The following is an 18,714-nucleotide window of genomic DNA, read 5'->3' on the forward strand; positions in this document are numbered from 1 at the left end:
ATGTGGAGGTGCATCGTTACATCGCTGCTGTGCCTGGGCATGCCGCTGCAAGGTGCCGGCGTGACCGTCGACACGGGGCGAACCTACACCCTGCTCAGCCGTTCGGCGCCGGCATCGGTCCAGCCCGGCCTGACACCGGCCCAGCGCGACTGGCTCGCGCAACGCCGGGAACTGGTGCTGGGCACCTCGGCCCCTGACTACCCGCCGTTCGACATCGCCACGGGCGGGCGCGAATACCAGGGGCTGACGGCCGACTACGCCGGCCTGATCGGCAGCGCCCTGGGCCTGCCAGTGCGGGTGCAGCGCTTTCCCAGCCGGCCGGCGGCGGTCGCCGCGCTCAAGAGTGGGCATATCGACCTGCTGGGCAGCGCCAACGGCTACGAAGCGGTGACCCAGGGCCTGGCACTGTCGCGGCCCTACGCCATCGACCAACCGGTGCTGGTGACCCGCGAGGATGAAACCCGGGCGTTGGACACGGGCCTGACGGGCATGCGCCTGAGCATGCTGTATCACTACCTGCCGCCCGGGGAGATTCACGCCAACTACCCCAAGGCCGAGCTGCTGACCTTCGAATCGTCCACCCAGGCGCTGAATGCCGTGGCCTTCGAGCAGGCCGACGTGTTCATCGGCGATACCATTTCCACCCACTACCTCATCAGCCAGGGGCACCTGCCGCACCTGCGCATGGCCAACTTCGGCAAGCACGAAGCCGTGGGTTTCAGCTTCGCCATGCGCGAGGACGCGCTCACTCTCCAGTCCCTGGTGGACGCCGCCCTCGACGCCCAGCCCAACACCACCCGCAACGATATCTTCAAGCGCTGGAGTGCCAGCAGCGGTAGCCTGCTGACCGATCGCAAGCTGCAGTTGTCGGCGCGCGAGGAACAGTGGCTGAGCGAGCATCCGATCATGCGCGTGGTGGTCAACGACACCGCCGCGCCCCTGACCTTCTTCGACAACAATGACCGCCTGCGCGGCATCGTCGCCGACCTGCTCGAACTCATCCGCCTGCGCACCGGCCTGCGCTTCGAGATCCGCCGCGCCAGTGGCGATGGCGACATGATCGACCAGCTCGAGTCCGGCCGCGCCGATATCATCGCCAGCCTCTCCACCGACGCCCGTCGCGGCAGCGCGCTGCAGGTCAGCCGCCCGTACCTTGAAAGCGCCTACGTGCTGGTCAGCCACACCGGCGACGACCAGCCCAACAGCCTCAAGCAACTCAAGGGCAAACGCGTCGCCGTGCCCCGCGACAGCAGCGTGGCCGCCCTGCTCGCGGCACGTCACCCACGGATTCACCAGGTCGCCACCGAAAGCACCTACTACTCCATGGTGCTGCTCGGCAGCGGCGCGGTGGATGCGGCGATCGCCACCCTGATCGACGCCAACCACATGCTCGCCACCAGCAACAACCTGGTGATCCGCAGCACCGTGGGCACGGAACCGGCAGCCTTCGCCATGGCGACCGCCGCGGGTGCCAGCGAACTGGCGGCGATCCTCGACAAGGCGCTGTTGAGCATTTCGCCGGAGGAACTGGGGGTGATCAACAGCCGTTGGCGCGACCATGGCCTGCGTGACGACGCCTACTGGCGCAGCTACCGTCGGCTGATCCTTCAGGTGGCGGGGGGTATCGCGGTGCTGCTGGTCCTCGCACTGGTGTGGAATGCCCGGCTGCGCCGTCAGATCAAGCAGCGCCAGCGGGCCGAACGAGCACTCAACGACCAGCTGGAATTCATGGGTGCGCTGCTCAATGGCACGCCCCATCCGATGTATGTCCGCGACCGTGACGGGCGCCTGCAAAGCTGCAACGACAGCTACCTGCAGGCCGTTGGCGCCAGTCTCGAGGAAGTCCTGGGCAAGAGCCTGGACGAAGCCCCCTTCAGCGACTGCGACTATACCCGCCAGGTCCAGGACGACTACCAGCGGGTGATGGCCCAGGGCAAGCCCTTGATCCTCGATCGCCCCCTGCGCCTGCGTGACCGTGAGCTGACGATCTATCACTGGATCCTGCCCTACCGCGACTCGCTGGGCGAGATGCAGGGCATCATCGGTGGCTGGATCGATATCAGCGAACGCCGCAATCTGGTCCAGGACCTGCGCCTGGCCAAGCAACAGGCCGATGACGCCAATCGGGCCAAGAGCACCTTCCTGGCCACCATCAGCCATGAGATCCGCACGCCGATGAACGCCCTCATCGGCATGCTGGAACTGGCCCTCAAGCGCGCCGACCAGGGCAAGCTGGACCGCCCCGCGCTGGAAGTCGCCCATCATTCGGCCAGCGACCTGCTGGGGTTGATCGGCGACATCCTGGATATCGCCCGGATCGAATCCGGGCAAATGTCCCTGGCCCCCGAGCCTGTAGACCTCGCGGCCCTGGTCGAGTCGGTCGGCCGCGTGTTCGATGGCCTGGCACGGCACAAGGGCCTGGTGCTGGATGTGGTGATTGCCCGCGAGGCCCGCTGCCATGCGATGCTCGATCCGCTGCGTTTCAAGCAGGTGCTGTCGAACCTGGTGAGCAATGCGATCAAGTTCACCGAACAAGGTCAGGTACGCATCAGCGTCCGCCTGCGCAACGACGGCGAGCCGGCGGTGCCGACCCTCGACCTGGAGGTGCGCGACAGCGGCATAGGGATCCACGAACAGGACCTGCAACGCCTGTTCTCGCCCTTCGTGCAGGCCAACCCCTACAGCGATGGCGCCCGGGCCGGCACCGGGCTGGGCCTGGTCATCAGCCGCGACCTGTGCGCGATGATGGGCGGTGAACTCACCCTGCAAAGCCTGCAGGGCGTAGGCACCCGCGTGCGCCTGGTGATGCCGCTGCAATGCATCGAGCCGGTGGCAGCCTTGCCACGACCGGCCACTGAAATCCTCCAGCCCGACCGGCAACTGCGCATACTGGTGATCGACGACCACCCGGCCAACCTGTTGCTGATGGCCCAGCAACTGAACTACCTGGGCCTGAGCCAGGAAAGCGCCGAGGACGGATGCGAGGGGCTGCGCAAATGGCGCGAAGGCTGTTTCGACGTGCTGATCGTTGATTGCAACATGCCGCAGATGAATGGCTACCAACTGGCCAGGGCCGTGCGCATGGAAGAACGCCTGCACGAGCGACCACCCTGCACCATCCTCGGCTACACCGCCAACGCCCAGCCCGAGGTGCGCCAGCAGTGCCTCGACGCCGGCATGGACGACTGCCTGCTCAAACCCATAGGCCTGCAAGTGCTGGGGCAGCGACTGAACGCGATTGCGCGGCTTGCCCGCCAGGCTGACAAGCGCCATACGCCAGCAGTGCCTTTTGACCTCGACGGTCTTTCAGCGATCGTCGGCGACAACCTCGCCGACCGCGACCGTATCCTCGACACCCTGCTGCTGAGCCTGCGCCAGGACCTGCAGGTGCTGATGGCCATCGACCCGAGGCACGAAAGCGCCGAGCTGGCATTACAAGCACACAAGATCCTCAGCGCGGGAAGGATGCTGGATGCACAGGCATTGATCGAGGCGTGCGAGGCACTGGAGGAGACGGGCCTGCCCCAGGCTGAGCTTAAGCGGCGCCGCCAGGCGCTGGCGCGGCATATGCGCCGCGTGGAGAAAGCCCTGGCCAGGCAGCGGGAGCGCCTGGCCGAAGCCGGATGAGGGCGGTACAGGGCGTACCGCCGACATTCATCAGGAAGCCGGGTTGACCGGTTTTTCCGGGTACCAGGCGTCCAGCAGCGGGCTGACTTCGATATTGGTCAGTTCGCTGCGGCCCTTGAGCCAGGCTTCGACAGCGGCGCGCTGTTCTTCGTTGACCGAACCACGGGTGGCCTTGCAGACCAGGCCGAAGTCGTCGCCACCGACGTAATCCAGGCCGTTGGCATCCATGGCTTCAGCCAGGAAGGCGTCGAGGAAGGCATCGATGGCTTCATCGGACAGGTCTTCCTTGAAGCCCAGGTTCAGTTCGAAACCCAGCTCCTGGAATTCGTCCACGCACAGTTTCTTGCGCAGGCGACGGGAACGGTTGGTAGCCATGAAACAATCCTCTCAATTAATTACGCGCGGCACTTTACCAGTTTCCGCTGCCTAACGGCGCTTTTCCGTCGAATGAAGCCCATGCACGTTCTGCTTGGGGCATAATGCGCGCTACATTTTGTCCTGGGGCCATCACCTCCTACAGCCCCGTTGTCTTTTTCCCTCGCCTGCAGGGTTTGTCCATTTATGATCAAGACGCTCCGCCCACTGCTGCTCGCCGGCCTGTTCCTGCCCCTGTCGCTGTCCGTGCAGGCCGCCACCGTCAACACCAGCCTGCCGCCTAAGGTGCAGCAGGCGCTCAAGACCAACAAACTGCAGGATTCGGCCCTGTCGCTGGTCATGCTGCCGCTGGACGGCCCGGGCACGGCGACCGTGTTCAACGCCGACGTGTCGGTCAACCCGGCCTCGACCATGAAGCTGGTCACCACCTATGCCGCGCTGGAACTGCTGGGCCCGACTTTCCAGTGGAAAACCGAGTTCTACACCGACGGCACCCTGAGCAACGGCGTGCTGAACGGCAACCTGTACCTCAAAGGCGGCGGCGACCCCAAGCTGAACATGGAAAAGCTCTGGCTGCTGATGCGCGACCTGCGCGCCAATGGTGTGCGCACCGTGACCGGCGACCTGGCCCTGGACCGCAGTCACTTCGTGCAACCCAACCTGCCACAGTTCGATGACGACGGCGGCGACGAGAACAAACCGTTCCTGGTCAAGCCCGACTCGCTGCTGGTCAACCTCAAGGCCTTGCGCTTCGTTGCCCGTAACGACGGTGGCAAGGTCAACGTCTCGGTCGAGCCACCGATCGCCAGCATCCGCATCGACAACCAGGTCAAGGCCGTGGCCGGCAAGCAGTGCACCGGCGAGGTGCGCTACAACCCGGTAGTCCAGCCGGACGGTGTCAGCGTGACGGTCAGTGGCCAGCTCGCCGACGGCTGCAACTCGCAGACCTACCTGTCGCTGCTGGATCACCCGACCTACGCGGCCGGTGCCGTGCGGGCGATCTGGAACGAGCTGGGCGGCAGCATCCAGGGCCGCGACCGCATCGAGAACGTGCCCAAGAGCGCCCGCCTGCTGGCCCGCGCCTTCTCGCCGGACCTGGTGGAAGTCATCCGCGACATCAACAAATACAGCAACAACACCATGGCGCAGCAGCTGTTCCTGAGCCTTGGCGCGCAGTTCCGTACCGACGCCGACGGCGACGATGCCCGTGCCGCCCAGCGCGTAGTGCGCCAGTGGATGGCGAAGAAAGGCATCACCTCGCCGCACCTGGTGATGGAGAACGGCTCGGGGCTGTCCCGTGCCGAGCGGGTCAGCACCCGCGAGATGGCGGCGCTGTTGCAGGCGGCCTGGAAGAGCCCTTACGCGGCCGAGTTCATCAGCTCGATGCCGCTGGTGGGGATGGACGGCACCATGCGCAAGCGGCTCAAGCGCACGGCCATGACCGGTGAAGGGCACATCAAGACCGGGACCCTCAATACCGTGCGGGCGATTGCCGGGTTCAGCCGGGACAGTAACGGGCACACCTGGGCGGTGGCGGCCATTCTCAATGATCCAAAGCCTTGGGGGGCTTCGCAGGTTCTCGATCAGGTGTTGCTGGATCTTTATCGGCAGCCTAAGGCGGGGAATGGGACTGTTGGGGTGATGCCTTGATTTGATTCGGCTTGGGCTTTCAGGGGGTTGGTTTTGATGGATGTAAGCGCATTCGTTGGCGATGGTGACGCATAGTCACCTTTTCGCCCTTACGGCCATCCCTTTCAAGGTCTTTTGGTTTTAGCGGCCTTGATGACCCGATCCGTCGAAACGTGGGCATGCACAGCCGTACCTTGCACCCAGGCCTTCGCTTTGGGCACCTTGGGGCCTCGTGGACTTTTCACGACCTGTTTGGGCTGGATGTTTCTGGCTAGCTCCAGCAGGCGCTGGGCCAGTTTGTCTATCGGTACAACTGGCATGTACTCGGATGGCAGGGCAATCTGCATGCCTTCGTAACCCCCTCTGATCTGCACCGCCAAGTGATAGATCGAGGCTTCCCAATTATCGGGCAAGGCATCCCGATGGGCCTGCTCAACACTACGTTTGAGCAAGGCCAGAACGTTGTATGCCAGAACGGCAGTGGTGAAGCCAAGCAAGGCAGCTCGCGGGCTGCCAAGGGTTTCAATTTCACTTTCCAGAATCGCTTCCAGTCGCTGAAACATCCCTTCGATGCTCCAGCGACGGCGATAGAAGTCTGCGATTTGTTGTGCACTGATGCTCTCGGGCAGATTGCTCCAGAACATCAAGCTGTTATCACCTGAGTCGTTTGGCGAATGAAGTGTCAACTCGACACGTCGCCAGCAGTGCCCGCCTTTTACTTCGATGGATTGCTCGCGCACTGTGCCTGTTGCTACCGGCATCGGTGCTTGCCACTCACCTTCTTGGATCAAGCGGGGATGTTTGGCTTGCTGGCGAATGACAAATGATGTGCTCACCTGTTCGCACGCCTCCATGACAGGCAGCGTGCAGTAGAGGCGATCAGCGACCCAGACCTGATTGGCCTTTGCTTGAGCCAGTAACGGCAAGACACAGACGCGCTCACTTGCGTAGGCGTCTTCACACGGTTGGAGGTCGATCACCTGATCCAGATCGGGATCGTAGACCACTACCGAGAACCCGGGGCGAGCCGCCCCACGCTCTTGGCGCAACGCACCAAGACGCTTTTCGGTGGAGGCCAGGTGGCTTCCATCGACTATCCGAACTTGCCAATCAGGAAGCATGGCTGAATAGCCCAACTCATGGATTGTCGGCGCCAAGCGCTGCGCACAGCCTGTCACCAGAGCACGCAACAGGGCAGGTTCGGTTCGACTGATCTTGTCGTAAAGGGCCGCCAGACTGACGGGAAGGTCGTCTAGTTGTCTCGCGGCAGCATGTAAGGATGGCTTCAAGCCCAGAGAAACAAGCGACATCAGCTTGACGATGGTCGAGAACAGCAATTCGCGAGAATACTGCCGTTGCCGGTGCTCCTCGAAAACCTGATCGACCCACTCCGGCGCAATGGCCTGCTCCAAGGCAAGTTTGGCCATTACGCTGGCGGGTGCTTTTTTCTCGAATCGCGCTAGTACATCAGCCCACATCGTTCGGGTCTTCCTGACTGGATTTCAGTGGATTCTACCGAAGACCTTGAAAGGGATGGCCCTTACGGCGAGTTCCTTTTTGAAGGATCAAAAAGGAACCAAAAAATCCTCGCTCCATTCATCCGGCCCCTACGCTTCGCTTCGGGGTTCCCTCGCTCCGTTCTTGCTCCCGGGAGGACCGCGCTGAACGCCCCATCCTGGGGCGCAGCGCTTGACGGCCATCCTTGGCCGTCACCTCCCTCCGCAAGAACTCCGCTCGGCCTACTGAAGTCGCAATTGGTGGCGCCTGGACTATCGCGCGCTTAGAAGCAAGAGCAAGAGCAAGAAATGCGAATTCAGTTGTTTGACAGTTAATTATGTATTGACTGTTCCGGCCCTTTCGCGGGGCAAGCCCGCTCCTACAGAGTCATATATAACGGCGACTATTGCGTGGGAGCGGGCTTGCCCCGCGATGCGATCGAAAGATTAATTAAGCTGCAACTAGCGACAGCTGCGCAAGTCCAGGCGCCGCTCGTAACTTCGCGACTTCAGGAGGCCGAACGCAGGTCTTGCGAAGGGAGGTGACGGGCATGGATGCCCGTCAAGCGCTGGGGCCCAGGATGGGCCCTGCAGCGCGGTCCTCCCGGGAGCAAGGCCGGAGTGAGGGAACCCGGAGCGAAGCGCAGGGCCGGATGAATGGAGCGAGGATTTTTTGGTGACTTTTTGATCCTTCAAAAAGTTACCCGCCGTAAGGGCGGAAAGGTGACTAAGCGTCGACATCGCAAATGAATGCACATACAACCCTAAACACCAACTAAAACAACCAAACAACCAAACAACCAAAATCAAGATCAAGATCAAGATCAAGATCAAGAGAAACGAAGTAGTAGCTAGCCGGTTGGCAATGATTTGACTGGATGAGTCCTATCGCGCTCAAACCCGCTTCTACAAGTTAGGTATAACTTCTTGTAGGAACGGGCTTGCTCGAAATCAAAACAGAACTCAACGCGCTGGCGCGAGTTTGCCCTTGTCATCGGAGAAGACGATCTCGACCCGACGATTCTGCGCCCTGCCCCGCTCCGAGGCGTTGGCCTCCACCGGATACTGGTCGCCATACCCCTCGACCTGGATACGCTTCTCATCTACCCCCAGATCGACCAGCATGTCGGCGACCGACTGGGCGCGATCACGGGACAGCTTGAGGTTCTCTTCCGCAGCACCAGTGCTATCGGTATAACCCTCGATCCGCACCACCCGCCGCGGATTGAGCTGAAGGAACTGCACCAGCTTAAGTACAGTACGGCTGGCCGAATTCTTCAGGTCGGCCTGGCCGGTATCGAACAGCACGTCACCCAGAGTCATCACCAGGCCACGATCGGTCTGCTCCGACGCCAGCGCGACAATCTGCGCCTCGACGAACTTGCCCTGCTGCTGGACGCTGGCCAACTTGGCCTCGCGCAGCGCCAACTGCAGGCGCTGGCGCTCCAGATCAAGCTTGGCCAGACGCTCCTGATTCAACGCCAGCTTGGCATGCTCACTGGCAATCTCGCTGTAGCGCTGGCTCAGGTAGGCGTAATGACGGACATCACTGCCAGTGCCGACATAACCTGCCAGACGCTCCGCACGGGCCAACGACTCGCCGGCGCGGATCACATCGCGAGGCGCACTGCGCAGCACATCGGAATCGTCCTTGACCTTCTGGAACGCGGCACTGGCATCGTCCAGCGCCGACTCGCTGCGCTGGCTGGCGCAACCCTGCAAACCGACCAGGGCCAGCAAGGCCAAGGCCGCCATGGGCTTGAAGCGCTTCATGGCTGCACCTCCAGCTGCTTGCGCAGGCGCTTGATCCGCGACTGCATCGCCTGCAGCTGCTCCTCGCTCTTCTGGTTCAGCACCCGCGCCTCGGCCAGGCGGGCATCGAGCTCGGCCTGCTCGGCGCGCATGCGCGCATCGCGGTGGCTTTCGCCGAGCATGTTGCTCTTGGCCCGGGCCAGCTTGTCTTCGGCCAGCTTGAACTCCGGCACCTGCTCATTGGCGCCGACCGCCTTGGCCTGCTCCAGCGCCTGTTCCGAGAGGCGCAGCTGTTCATTGGGTGCCGGGTCGTTGGCACAGCCGGCCAGGCCAAGCACGGCCAGGGCGAGCATCAAGGGTTGGATTCTCACTCACGCTTCCTACTGTTTGGGGGCACCCTGCGACGCCTGCATCTGCGCCTTCCAACGCTCGACATTGCGCTGCAGCACAGCTTCGCTCGCCCCGGAGATCGGCAATTCTGTCAGTTTTTTCGCCAGTTGTCCGCGCAACCAGCTGTCGTTGCACGCCGAGTTGTGCGAGACCGCCAGGTACAGCCCCGGACGGTCCACCGGCAAGCCCCGGGCGATGAGGTCGTTGCCCACGCCCAGGCTCTGTGCCATGGCCATGCCCGAGTAGCGCCCGGCCAACACATAGTCAACCTGGCCGAGCACCAGCTTCTGGAAGGCCTGCGTCAGGTTCTGCGCAGGCTCCAGCTTAAGCTGCGTCTTGGCGAAGGCGTCGAAAGCCGGGGTCAGGCGGGCCTTTTCGGAAAGGGCACCCTGGTATTGGGCGAGGTCGGCCGGGCCATCGAACACCAGAGTCGCGTCGTGGCGGGTCCAGACCAGGTATTCATTGAGCTGCAGGGCCGGATGGATGTAATCCAGGCTGGTCAGCTGGGTGACCTGCATCGGCGTGTCGAGCAGCAGGTCCATGCGCCCGCTGCGCACCTCTTCCAGGGCCTGCTCGCGCCTGCCTGCGTGCAGCACCTCGACCTTCACCCCAAGCTCGGCCGCCACCTGGCGCAGCAGATCGACATTGGCGCCGATCAGGTGTTTCGGGTCTTGCGGGTCCTGCCAGGAGTACGGCGGCGCATCCGGGCTGCCGGTAGCCACCAGACGCTCGCACTTGCCCAGCGCCAAGGCCTGCGTCGATAACAGCACCAGCGCGCAGGCCAGCCCTCCCTTGCTCCAGCGAAACGCCATGCAACCTCTCCCCGCCCCTGAAAAAATCCATGAAAAAACCCGGACCGCCAAGGGCGGGCCGGGTTCTTTATAAGTGAAGCAGGCGGATCAGACCAGCTTTTCCAGCTCCGGAACCGCTTCGAACAGGTCGGCGACCAGGCCGTAGTCGGCGACCTGGAAGATCGGCGCCTCTTCGTCCTTGTTGATCGCGACGATCACTTTCGAGTCCTTCATGCCGGCCAGGTGCTGGATCGCGCCGGAGATACCAACGGCGATATACAGCTGTGGCGCGACGATCTTGCCGGTCTGGCCGACCTGCATGTCGTTCGGCACGAAGCCTGCGTCGACCGCGGCGCGCGAGGCGCCGACGGCGGCGCCGAGCTTGTCGGCCAGGGCGTACAGGTGCTTGAAGTTGTCACCGTTGCCCATGCCGCGGCCGCCGGAAACGACGATCTTGGCGGCGGTCAGCTCAGGACGGTCGGACTTGGCCAGCTCTTCGCCAACGAAGGCCGACTTGCCGGCGTCGTGGGCGGCAGCGACAGCTTCGACAGCGGCCGAACCACCTTCGGCGGCCACGGCGTCGAAGCCGGTGGTGCGCACGGTGATGACCTTGACCGCAGCGCTCGATTGCACGGTGGCAATGGCGTTACCGGCGTAGATAGGACGCTTGAAGGTGTCGGCGGATTCGACCGCGATGATCTCGGAGATCTGGTCGACGTCCAGCAGCGCGGCAACGCGCGGCAGGATGTTCTTGCCATTGGTGGTGGCCGGGGCCAGCACATGGCTGTAACCCTTGGCCAACTCGACCAGCAGCGGCGCGACGTTTTCCGGCAGGGCGTGGGCGTAGGCGGCGTTATCGGCAACCAGCACCTTGGCTACGCCAGCGATCTTGGCGGCGGACTCGGCGACGCCACCGACGTTCTGGCCTGCGACCAGCACGTGGATATCACCACCGACCTTGGCGGCAGCGGCGACAGTGTTCAGGGTGGCCGGGGCTACGGCACCGTTCTCGTGTTCAGCGACAACCAGGATAGTCATTTAGATTACCTTCGCTTCGTTCTTCAGCTTCTCGACCAGTTCGGCCACCGACTTGACCTTGATACCGGCGCTGCGGGCGGCAGGCGCTTCGACCTTGAGGGTCTTGTTGGTGGAGGCGATGGACACGCCCAGCGCGTCTGGAGTGATGGTCTCCAGCGGCTTCTTCTTGGCCTTCATGATGTTCGGCAGCGACGCGTAGCGCGGCTCGTTCAGGCGCAGGTCGGTGGTAACGATGGCTGGCAGGTTCAGCGCGACGGTCTGCAGGCCGCCATCGATTTCACGGGTGACGTTGACCTTGTCGCCAGCAACTTCGACCTTGGAGGCGAAGGTACCCTGGGCGAAGCCGGTCAGCGCGGCCAGCATCTGGCCGGTCTGGTTGTTGTCGCTGTCGATGGCCTGTTTGCCGAGGATCACCAGCTGCGGCTGCTCCTTGTCGACAACGGCTTTCAGCGCCTTGGCCACGGCCAGGGAGTTCAGTTCGTCAGCGGCCTCGACCAGGATGGCGCGGTCGGCGCCCAGGGCCAGGGCGGTACGCAGTTGCTCCTGGGCGGCGGTCGGGCCGATGGAGACGACGACGATTTCGCTCGCCACGCCCTTCTCTTTCAGGCGGACGGCTTCTTCCACGGCGATTTCGCAGAAGGGGTTCATGGACATCTTGACGTTTGCAAGGTCGACGCCGGAGTTGTCCGCCTTGACGCGAACCTTGACGTTGTAGTCGACCACTCGTTTGACAGCTACAAGAACCTTCATGGATTCCTCGTTACTCTCCGGTGAAAAGAAGATCGCCTGGGGACTGCCCGGCGAATGCGCGTGGGTACAAGGGCACCTCTAAAAACGTTCCGACGCCGACAAAGTTCAATTGACCGATCAGTCCTGTTTCGACCCTTGCGGGCAAAACCCACGGGTCATTTCCTGTCGTGGCGTGTAGACTCCACTACAAAACCTGATTCGGCCCGTAAACCCTGCTCCACGCCTGGTCTTTAGGGGTGCACCTGCGCCCGACGGTCAGCCTACGGCGAACGCGAAAGCGCTCGTATCTTGACCGTAACACCCAATCCGGTCAATACGGCAAATTGGCCAGCCTCCAGCCGCCTACCTGCGATTCTACGGGCCTCCGGCAAATTCAAACAAACGTTTGTATTGGACCCGCCAAGTGGTGTAGATATAATGCGCGGCCAAGACAAAACGGTGTAGTCCATCACCTGCGAAGCTACAGCCTCTGCACGCCGCATGTGACCGTGAACACCCATAAAAGACAAGCAACGCGATGAGCCTTGAGTAGGAGAGAACCTGTGGAACGCGAATACATGGAATTCGACGTGGTCATCGTCGGCGCAGGCCCGGCGGGCCTGTCCGCCGCCTGCCGCCTGAAGCAGAAGGCCGCCGAAGCCGGTAGCGAGATCAGCGTCTGCGTGGTCGAGAAAGGCTCCGAAGTCGGCGCCCACATCCTCTCCGGTGCGGTGTTCGAACCGCGCGCCCTGAACGAACTGTTCCCCGACTGGAAAGACCTCGGCGCGCCGCTGAACACCGAAGTGAAGCGCGACGACATCTATGTGCTGAAAAGTGCCGACAGCTCGACCAAGGTCCCCGACCTGTTCGTGCCCAAGACCATGCACAACCACGGCAACTACATCATCTCCCTGGGCAACCTGTGCCGCTGGCTGGCCCAGCAGGCCGAGAACCTGGGCGTCGAGATCTACCCGGGCTTCGCCGCGCAAGAGGCACTGTTCGATGAGAACGGCGTGGTCCGCGGCATCGTCACCGGCGACCTGGGTGTCGACCGCGAAGGCAACCCGAAGGACGGCCTGTACACCCCGGGCATGGAGCTGCGCGCCAAGTACACCCTGTTCGCCGAAGGCTGCCGTGGCCATATCGGCAAGCAGCTGATCAAGCGCTTCGACCTGGACAATGAATCCGACGTCCAGCACTACGGCATCGGCCTCAAGGAAATCTGGGAAATCGACCCGGCCAAGCACGAGCAGGGCCTGGTGGTGCACACCGCCGGCTGGCCGCTGGACGTGGTGAGCGCCGAGAACACCGGCGGCTCCTTCCTTTATCACCTGGAAAACAACCAGGTGGTGGTCGGCCTGATCGTCGACCTGTCCTACTCCAACGCTTACCTGTCGCCGTTCGACGAGTTCCAGCGCCTCAAGCACCACCCGGTGATGGCCCGGTACCTCGAAGGCGGCAAGCGCATCAGCTACGGCGCCCGCGCCATCTGCAAAGGCGGCCTGAATTCGCTGCCGAAGATGGTCTTCAATGGTGGCGCGCTGATCGGCTGCGACCTGGGCACCCTGAACTTCTCCAAGATCAAGGGCAGCCATACCGCGATGAAATCCGGCATGCTCGCCGCCGAGGCGGTGGCTGACGCATTGATCGCCGGCAGCGAAGGCGGTGACCAGCTCAACGGCTATGTCAGCGCCTTCAAAGCCAGCTGGCTGCATGAAGAGCTGTTCGCCAGCCGCAACTTCGGCCCGGCCCTGCACAAGTTCGGCCCGTTGCTCGGTGGTGCGTTCAACTACATCGACCAGAACTGGTTCGGCGGCAAGCTGCCGTTCACCCTGCACGACACCAAGCCGGACTATGCCTGCCTCAAGCTTGCGGCGGATTCGCAGAAGATCGACTACCCGAAACCAGACGGCAAGCTCAGCTTCGACAAGCTCAGCTCGGTATTCCTCTCCAGCACCAACCATGAAGAGGAACAACCCTGCCACCTGAAGCTGAGCGATCCGAACATCCCGATCGCCAGCAACCTGCCATTGTACGACGAGCCGGCACAGCGCTACTGCCCGGCCGGCGTGTACGAAGTGGTCACCCAGGAAGACGGCAACAAGCGCTTCCAGATCAACGCGCAGAACTGCGTGCACTGCAAGACCTGCGATATCAAGGATCCGGCCCAGAACATCACCTGGGTCACCCCTGAAGGTGCCGGCGGGCCGAACTACCCGAACATGTAAGCCCTGCCATTGCGGCAAGCAAAAGCCCCCTGGCCGTGAGGCCCGGGGGCTTTTTGCATGGCAAAGACGCTACCGCTTGTACGAAACAACGGTGTGCGCGGTGTCCAGCCCCAACTGCGCGAGCCGCTCCAGGACATGTCCCAGGCACTGCCCGCCATCGGGTTTGTAGTGTCCGGAGGCATCGTTGACCAGGCCAAGTATGTCGCTCACCGCATTGCTGGTGGTCTTGCGGTCGATCCGCATTTCTCCGGCGCATACCACCGGCTGCCCACCACCAAGCTGACTGTGCCGGGTGTAAAGCGCCCGATCGAGGGACTGATCCCAGAATTTGACCAGAATGCTCTTTTGCGGGGTGTAGACCCAGGTGTAGGCATCCTGGGCAGTATTGGGACGCAGATAGATCAATCTTCCGCTCTTGAGCTCATAAGCCAGTATCTGACCCCGTTCTTCACCGATCAGCTGACAGACGCCATCGAGGGTTTCAGGCCGATAGCTGCGCCATTTCAGCACGTCGATCAACCATTGCTGCAATTGCACCGGGTAGGTGTAACCGGCAAAGTCCAGAGGCGCCGAGATATCAGCCTTGCGCCAGTCCAGCCAGTTCACCCGGCCTTGCCATGCCACGCCGTCCCTGGCCTCGACCCAACGGTTGTCGCTCCCAACGACGCGGTTGCTCAGCTGGTCATTGGCCTTCAGGTCCAGCGACTGCATCTTCCAGGCTGGGCCGTACCCCCCGGCACTGGCCTGGTAGATCTCGACCGTATGCAGCTCATCGGCATAGATCACGCTGCGCTGGAACATCTTGACCAGGTCGACCTCGACCTTGAAGTGCGCCCCACGCTCGAAGTTGCCAGCCAACGGCTGGCGGTGCTCGCTGCCATTGATCGAGAACGAAAGGGTATCGCCTGTTCCGGCACTGTAGTCGGCAGAGACAGCGAGGCACACGCTCAGTTTGTCGACGACCATGCTCGGCGCCTGACCTCGGCGCGGGACCTGGGGCAGTTGCACCCGCCAGGCTTCGGAGGGCAGCGCCTCGCTTCGTCGCTGCAGCCAGACCTCACCCGAAATCGGGGCACTGCACAAAGTACGGGTGCCGTCGCCATAGAGAAGCTCGCCCTTGGAAGACAGCCGCCAGCGATCTCCCGAGGCTGTGCTCGCCTTGCCGCAGATCCCGAGCCCCAAGGCCTGCCCGGTGGTGACATTGACCAGTCGTCCGTCCTTGTAGAGCCATTGCATGGCCTTGGGATCCGGATTCACGGCGAGGCACACGCCCTCCTCGTCCGCCATCAGGTAATCATGACCGTTGGTGAGCATGAACGGGATACCGCTGGGTAGGCCATTCACGGGGTCCCCGGCACCACCACTGCCATCAAGTGCCTTCAGTTGGGTGAACTCGACCGTTTGCTGACGCTGCGCACTGTCGGTCAACAACACGGCATGGCTGTTGGCGGCCAGCTGGATACGGCTGATATGGCGAAAGTCATGTAGCGGGTGTACGCCGGTCAATTGCTTGCCATCACCGTAGACCACCACCCAGGCCTGGTCGTGGTGGTTGCGCGACTCCAGCACGCAGGCCAGGCTTCGGCCCCAGCGGATAACCGGAGTCCTGGCCTGATCATCCGGTTTCGTGCTGGCGGGATTGGCAGCCGAAAAGCTCATCTGTGGTGGAAACGCAGGCAGCTGGGCCCGCGTCATCCAGGTGATGCTGAAACTGGACATGTATATTTCTCCTGACTGTATGAACGGAAGGGTCCGTCAACGATCAGTCGAAATTACGTGCACAACCTTGAAGGCGCTGTAGGGGGGCAGAGCTGCCGACGCTCAAAATCCCTACCCTGCCTGTAGGACCTGTTGACTGCCTGGACGTATCAGGCAGTCCTGACTTCCTCGAACAGTTCCGGATGGCGATCCAGGAGCTTGAACAGCTTGATCAAAGCGACCGGCGGCCGGGTCTTGCCATTTTCATAACGAGAGAACGCATTGACGCCTCCCCCGAAGATTTCACCCGCTTCACGCTGGTCGAGGTCGAACTTCTTGCGCACGGCAACAATGAAGGCAGGGTCAATAGCCTCAGCATTGATCTTCCGATCAAACTCCACCATCAGGTCACTGACACGCATGGCTTCGGCATGACTCAACACCGCCTCACCACAGGCAGGGCAATAATCACCACTGACATGCGGAATAAGCGTCGACATGCCCTTGTAGCGATAGGGCATGTCCTGAGTGTCCGGTGCAAGCTCGGCACCACCACAAATCGGGCATCTCATGTTTACAGCTCCTTGAAGGACACGATAAGAACATCATCGACAACCGTCAGTTTGAGATACACATACCCCACTGCTGTGAGCGGTCGATAGACGTCCTGCCAGACCAGGTGATCGGCATAGCTGGTCATGCTCTTGTAGAAATCAGCACGCTCCAGCCTGCTGATCACCTCAAGCATACCTGGGTAATCCAGTCCCAGAGCCCTGGCTCCTCGAAGCGCGGTAGAGGTTGCCCTTACTCGCTCGGCTGCGAGCAGCGCTTTTATTCGCTCCAACGTGCAGTGCGGCGTTCTTTTCTCCATGAGAAATTAACCTTCCAGGTTATTTTCGGCCAATAGGTTATTCCAATAACCCCCGCCCGGAAGTCTGCCTCACTGCCCTGCGGCCTTTACCGCTTCATTTGTCACCACACATGAGCGCCAACGGCTCCGCCCCAAACCCCAACGGCTCACGACGTCCGAAATAGAGCGCCGTCAGCAACCCGACCATGCCCATGACCAGACAAAAGCCGACACACACCCACGGGCTCCAGGGCATCAGGGCGATCAGCGCCAGCGGCGTGGTGCTGGCCCACAAGGCGTAGGCGATGTTGTAGGTGAAGGAGATGCCCGATACCCGGATCTCGGCCGGGAACAGCCCGACCATCACCGACGGCACCACCCCCACCACGCCACAAGACAGGCCGGCCAGGGCATAGGCCGCCCAGAGCTGTCCCCACTGGCCCACCAGGCTGGCGTACAAGGCGCCGATGCCCAACGGCAACAGCAGGCAGTAGAACATCAGCGCCCGCCAGGCACCGATACGGTCCACCAGCAAGCCGGCCAGCACGCAGCCGATATTGAGGAAGACGATGCCCACGCTGCTCAGGGCGAAGGTGTGCCCGGCCGTCATGCCGAACCGCTGTTGCATCACGGTCGGGGTGATCACCACCAGCACCACCACTGCCGAGGTCAGTACACAGGTCAGCAGCGCCGCCGGCACCAGGGCCCGTCGATGAGTGCCCAGCACCCGTCGCAGGGGAAAGGCCACCGGCTGTTCCTGCTGCGCCCGCAGGGCCAGGAACACCGGAGTTTCACTCAACCAGCGGCGCAGCCAGACACCGATCACGCCAAACACGCCGCCGAGCAGGAAGGGATAGCGCCAGGCGTAATCGAGGATTTCCTGGGGCGTGAACAGCTGCGCCAGCAAGGTTGCGGTCAGCGCCCCGAGCAGATAACCGAAGGTCAGCCCCGCCTGCAGGAAGCCCAGCGCATAACCGCGACGACCAGACGGCGCATGTTCGGCGACGAAGGTCCAGGCGCTGGGCACCTCGCCGCCGACCGCCGCCCCTTGCAGGATGCGCAGGGCCAGCAGGATCAGCGGCGCGGCGTAGCCGATGTCGGCGTAGGTCGGCATCACCCCGATCAACAGGCACGGCAGCGCCATCATCAGGATGCTCAGGCTGAACACCCGCTTGCGCCCCAGGTGGTCGGCGAAATGGGCCATGAGGATGCCGCCCAGCGGCCTGGCCAGGTAGCCGGTGACGAAGATCCCGAAGCTCTGCAGCAGGCGCAGCCATTCCGGCATTTCAGGCGGGAAGAACAGCTGGCTGAGGGTCAGCGCGAAGAACACGAAGATGATGAAATCGTAGATTTCCAGGGCGCCACCCAGCGCGGCCAACCCCAGGGTCCGGTGGTCGCGACGGCTGAACCGTGGCGGGCGGGTGGTATCGATGGCAGTCATGGCAGCTTCCGCAACGAGGCAAAAGGCCAGAGGATAGCAAATCCCCCTGCTGCTCAGGGATTGCGGCAGAACACCGTCTGCGCAAGGTTGGTGCGCCGCCGTGCATGGCTTGACGCCCCCGCCAACCCCGGCGGCAAGGGCAACTGCCCGACCAGCACGGGCATGTCGATGATTGCCATGAAGGACTCCAGCGCCTCGCTGTCGGGGGCATGGGGCAGGCTGATGCTGACGGCGTGGCGATCGCTCGGCGGTACGGCGGGCACTTTCAGGTGTGGCGAGTGGTACAGCAGCGCGTGCTGGATCTGCGAGCTGACCCGGCAAAAACGCGCCAGGTCGACCCCGGCATGACTGGCCAGCTCGATGTTGCCCACCAGCAGGTTGAAGGGTTCCAGGGCGCTGTGCACCAGGCGCTGCAAGTCGTCGAAACTTTCCACCGGGGCGATCCGGTAATAACCCAGGCCATTGAGCATCTTCTCCAGCTGCAGGCGCTGGCCAGGGTGCTCGTCGGCGATGAGGATGCGCATGGATTTGTTAGGCATCGTCCGGACCTGGGCAGTTGGGTGGTGACGGTAGCTCCATGACCATACTGCGCCGGCAACGGCAACGTCAGGCGGGACGCCTGAACGGGGGGTCTTTATTGATAGTTGTCGTGAACCGGGGAGAAATCAAG

15 protein-coding genes are annotated in these 18,714 nt (G+C 62.5%); 3 read left to right on the top strand and 12 right to left on the bottom strand.

The window, feature by feature from the left end; translation table 11 throughout:
- Nucleotides 1–3,627 carry a transporter substrate-binding domain-containing protein gene (locus VUG52_RS19125; protein ID WP_050704843.1) on the top strand — a complete coding sequence of 1,209 codons (3,627 nt, stop codon included), beginning with the start codon at nucleotides 1–3 and terminating at the stop codon, nucleotides 3,625–3,627.
- Nucleotides 3,628–3,657: 30 nt separating this feature from the next.
- Here the strand turns inward: VUG52_RS19125 and VUG52_RS19130 are convergent, their stop codons facing one another.
- Nucleotides 3,658–4,002 carry a YggL family protein gene (locus VUG52_RS19130; RefSeq protein ID WP_050704800.1) on the bottom strand — a complete coding sequence of 115 codons (345 nt, stop codon included), beginning with the start codon at nucleotides 4,000–4,002 and terminating at the stop codon, nucleotides 3,658–3,660.
- Between the two features lie 186 nt (nucleotides 4,003–4,188).
- Between VUG52_RS19130 and dacB the strand changes: the two genes are divergently transcribed.
- On the top strand, nucleotides 4,189–5,652 hold the full coding sequence (gene dacB, locus VUG52_RS19135; protein ID WP_050704799.1) for a D-alanyl-D-alanine carboxypeptidase/D-alanyl-D-alanine endopeptidase: 1,464 nt from the start codon (nucleotides 4,189–4,191) through the stop codon (nucleotides 5,650–5,652).
- A gap of 104 nt (nucleotides 5,653–5,756) precedes the next feature.
- Here the strand turns inward: dacB and VUG52_RS19140 are convergent, their stop codons facing one another.
- From VUG52_RS19140 to VUG52_RS19165, 6 genes are all read right to left on the bottom strand, one after another.
- Nucleotides 5,757–7,058 carry an IS4 family transposase gene (locus tag VUG52_RS19140; protein ID WP_050707627.1) on the bottom strand — a complete coding sequence of 434 codons (1,302 nt, stop codon included), beginning with the start codon at nucleotides 7,056–7,058 and terminating at the stop codon, nucleotides 5,757–5,759.
- A gap of 1,032 nt (nucleotides 7,059–8,090) precedes the next feature.
- A complete protein-coding gene (locus tag VUG52_RS19145) occupies nucleotides 8,091–8,900 on the bottom strand; it encodes an OmpA family protein (RefSeq protein WP_331831908.1) in 810 nt (269 codons plus the stop codon).
- Nucleotides 8,897–9,250, bottom strand: coding sequence for a DUF4398 domain-containing protein (locus VUG52_RS19150; RefSeq protein WP_050704797.1), 354 nt, complete (start codon nucleotides 9,248–9,250; stop codon nucleotides 8,897–8,899). The genes VUG52_RS19145 and VUG52_RS19150 overlap by 4 nt, the downstream gene beginning before the upstream one ends.
- A 9-nt stretch (nucleotides 9,251–9,259) precedes the next feature.
- Nucleotides 9,260–10,081: a substrate-binding periplasmic protein gene (locus tag VUG52_RS19155; protein WP_050704796.1), complete on the bottom strand. Its 822-nt coding sequence runs from the start codon at nucleotides 10,079–10,081 to the stop codon at nucleotides 9,260–9,262.
- A gap of 87 nt (nucleotides 10,082–10,168) precedes the next feature.
- Nucleotides 10,169–11,098 carry an electron transfer flavoprotein subunit alpha/FixB family protein gene (locus VUG52_RS19160; protein ID WP_331831914.1) on the bottom strand — a complete coding sequence of 310 codons (930 nt, stop codon included), beginning with the start codon at nucleotides 11,096–11,098 and terminating at the stop codon, nucleotides 10,169–10,171.
- Nucleotides 11,099–11,848 (bottom strand): electron transfer flavoprotein subunit beta/FixA family protein, encoded by a 750-nt coding sequence (locus VUG52_RS19165; protein ID WP_028692905.1) that lies wholly within the window; start codon nucleotides 11,846–11,848, stop codon nucleotides 11,099–11,101. It abuts the gene before it with no gap.
- A 542-nt stretch (nucleotides 11,849–12,390) separates the two neighbouring features.
- Here VUG52_RS19165 and VUG52_RS19170 point away from each other — a divergent pair.
- A complete protein-coding gene (locus tag VUG52_RS19170) occupies nucleotides 12,391–14,055 on the top strand; it encodes an electron transfer flavoprotein-ubiquinone oxidoreductase (RefSeq protein WP_331831915.1) in 1,665 nt (554 codons plus the stop codon).
- A gap of 69 nt (nucleotides 14,056–14,124) precedes the next feature.
- Here the strand turns inward: VUG52_RS19170 and VUG52_RS19175 are convergent, their stop codons facing one another.
- From VUG52_RS19175 to VUG52_RS19195, 5 genes are all read right to left on the bottom strand, one after another.
- Nucleotides 14,125–15,774 carry a hypothetical protein gene (locus VUG52_RS19175; RefSeq protein ID WP_331831916.1) on the bottom strand — a complete coding sequence of 550 codons (1,650 nt, stop codon included), beginning with the start codon at nucleotides 15,772–15,774 and terminating at the stop codon, nucleotides 14,125–14,127.
- A 149-nt stretch (nucleotides 15,775–15,923) separates the two neighbouring features.
- On the bottom strand, nucleotides 15,924–16,325 hold the full coding sequence (locus VUG52_RS19180; RefSeq protein WP_050704793.1) for a type II toxin-antitoxin system MqsA family antitoxin: 402 nt from the start codon (nucleotides 16,323–16,325) through the stop codon (nucleotides 15,924–15,926).
- Nucleotides 16,326–16,327: 2 nt separating this feature from the next.
- Entirely contained in the window at nucleotides 16,328–16,624 is a 297-nt protein-coding gene (locus tag VUG52_RS19185; RefSeq protein ID WP_331831917.1) for a type II toxin-antitoxin system MqsR family toxin, read from the bottom strand.
- A 94-nt stretch (nucleotides 16,625–16,718) separates the two neighbouring features.
- Entirely contained in the window at nucleotides 16,719–18,044 is a 1,326-nt protein-coding gene (locus VUG52_RS19190; protein WP_050704791.1) for an MFS transporter, read from the bottom strand.
- A gap of 53 nt (nucleotides 18,045–18,097) precedes the next feature.
- Nucleotides 18,098–18,583, bottom strand: coding sequence for a hypothetical protein (locus VUG52_RS19195; RefSeq protein ID WP_050704790.1), 486 nt, complete (start codon nucleotides 18,581–18,583; stop codon nucleotides 18,098–18,100).
- Between the last annotated feature and the right edge of the window lie 131 nt (nucleotides 18,584–18,714).

Source organism: Pseudomonas sp. LH21, assembly GCF_036549575.1.
Taxonomy (GTDB): domain Bacteria; phylum Pseudomonadota; class Gammaproteobacteria; order Pseudomonadales; family Pseudomonadaceae; genus Aquipseudomonas; species Aquipseudomonas peradeniyensis.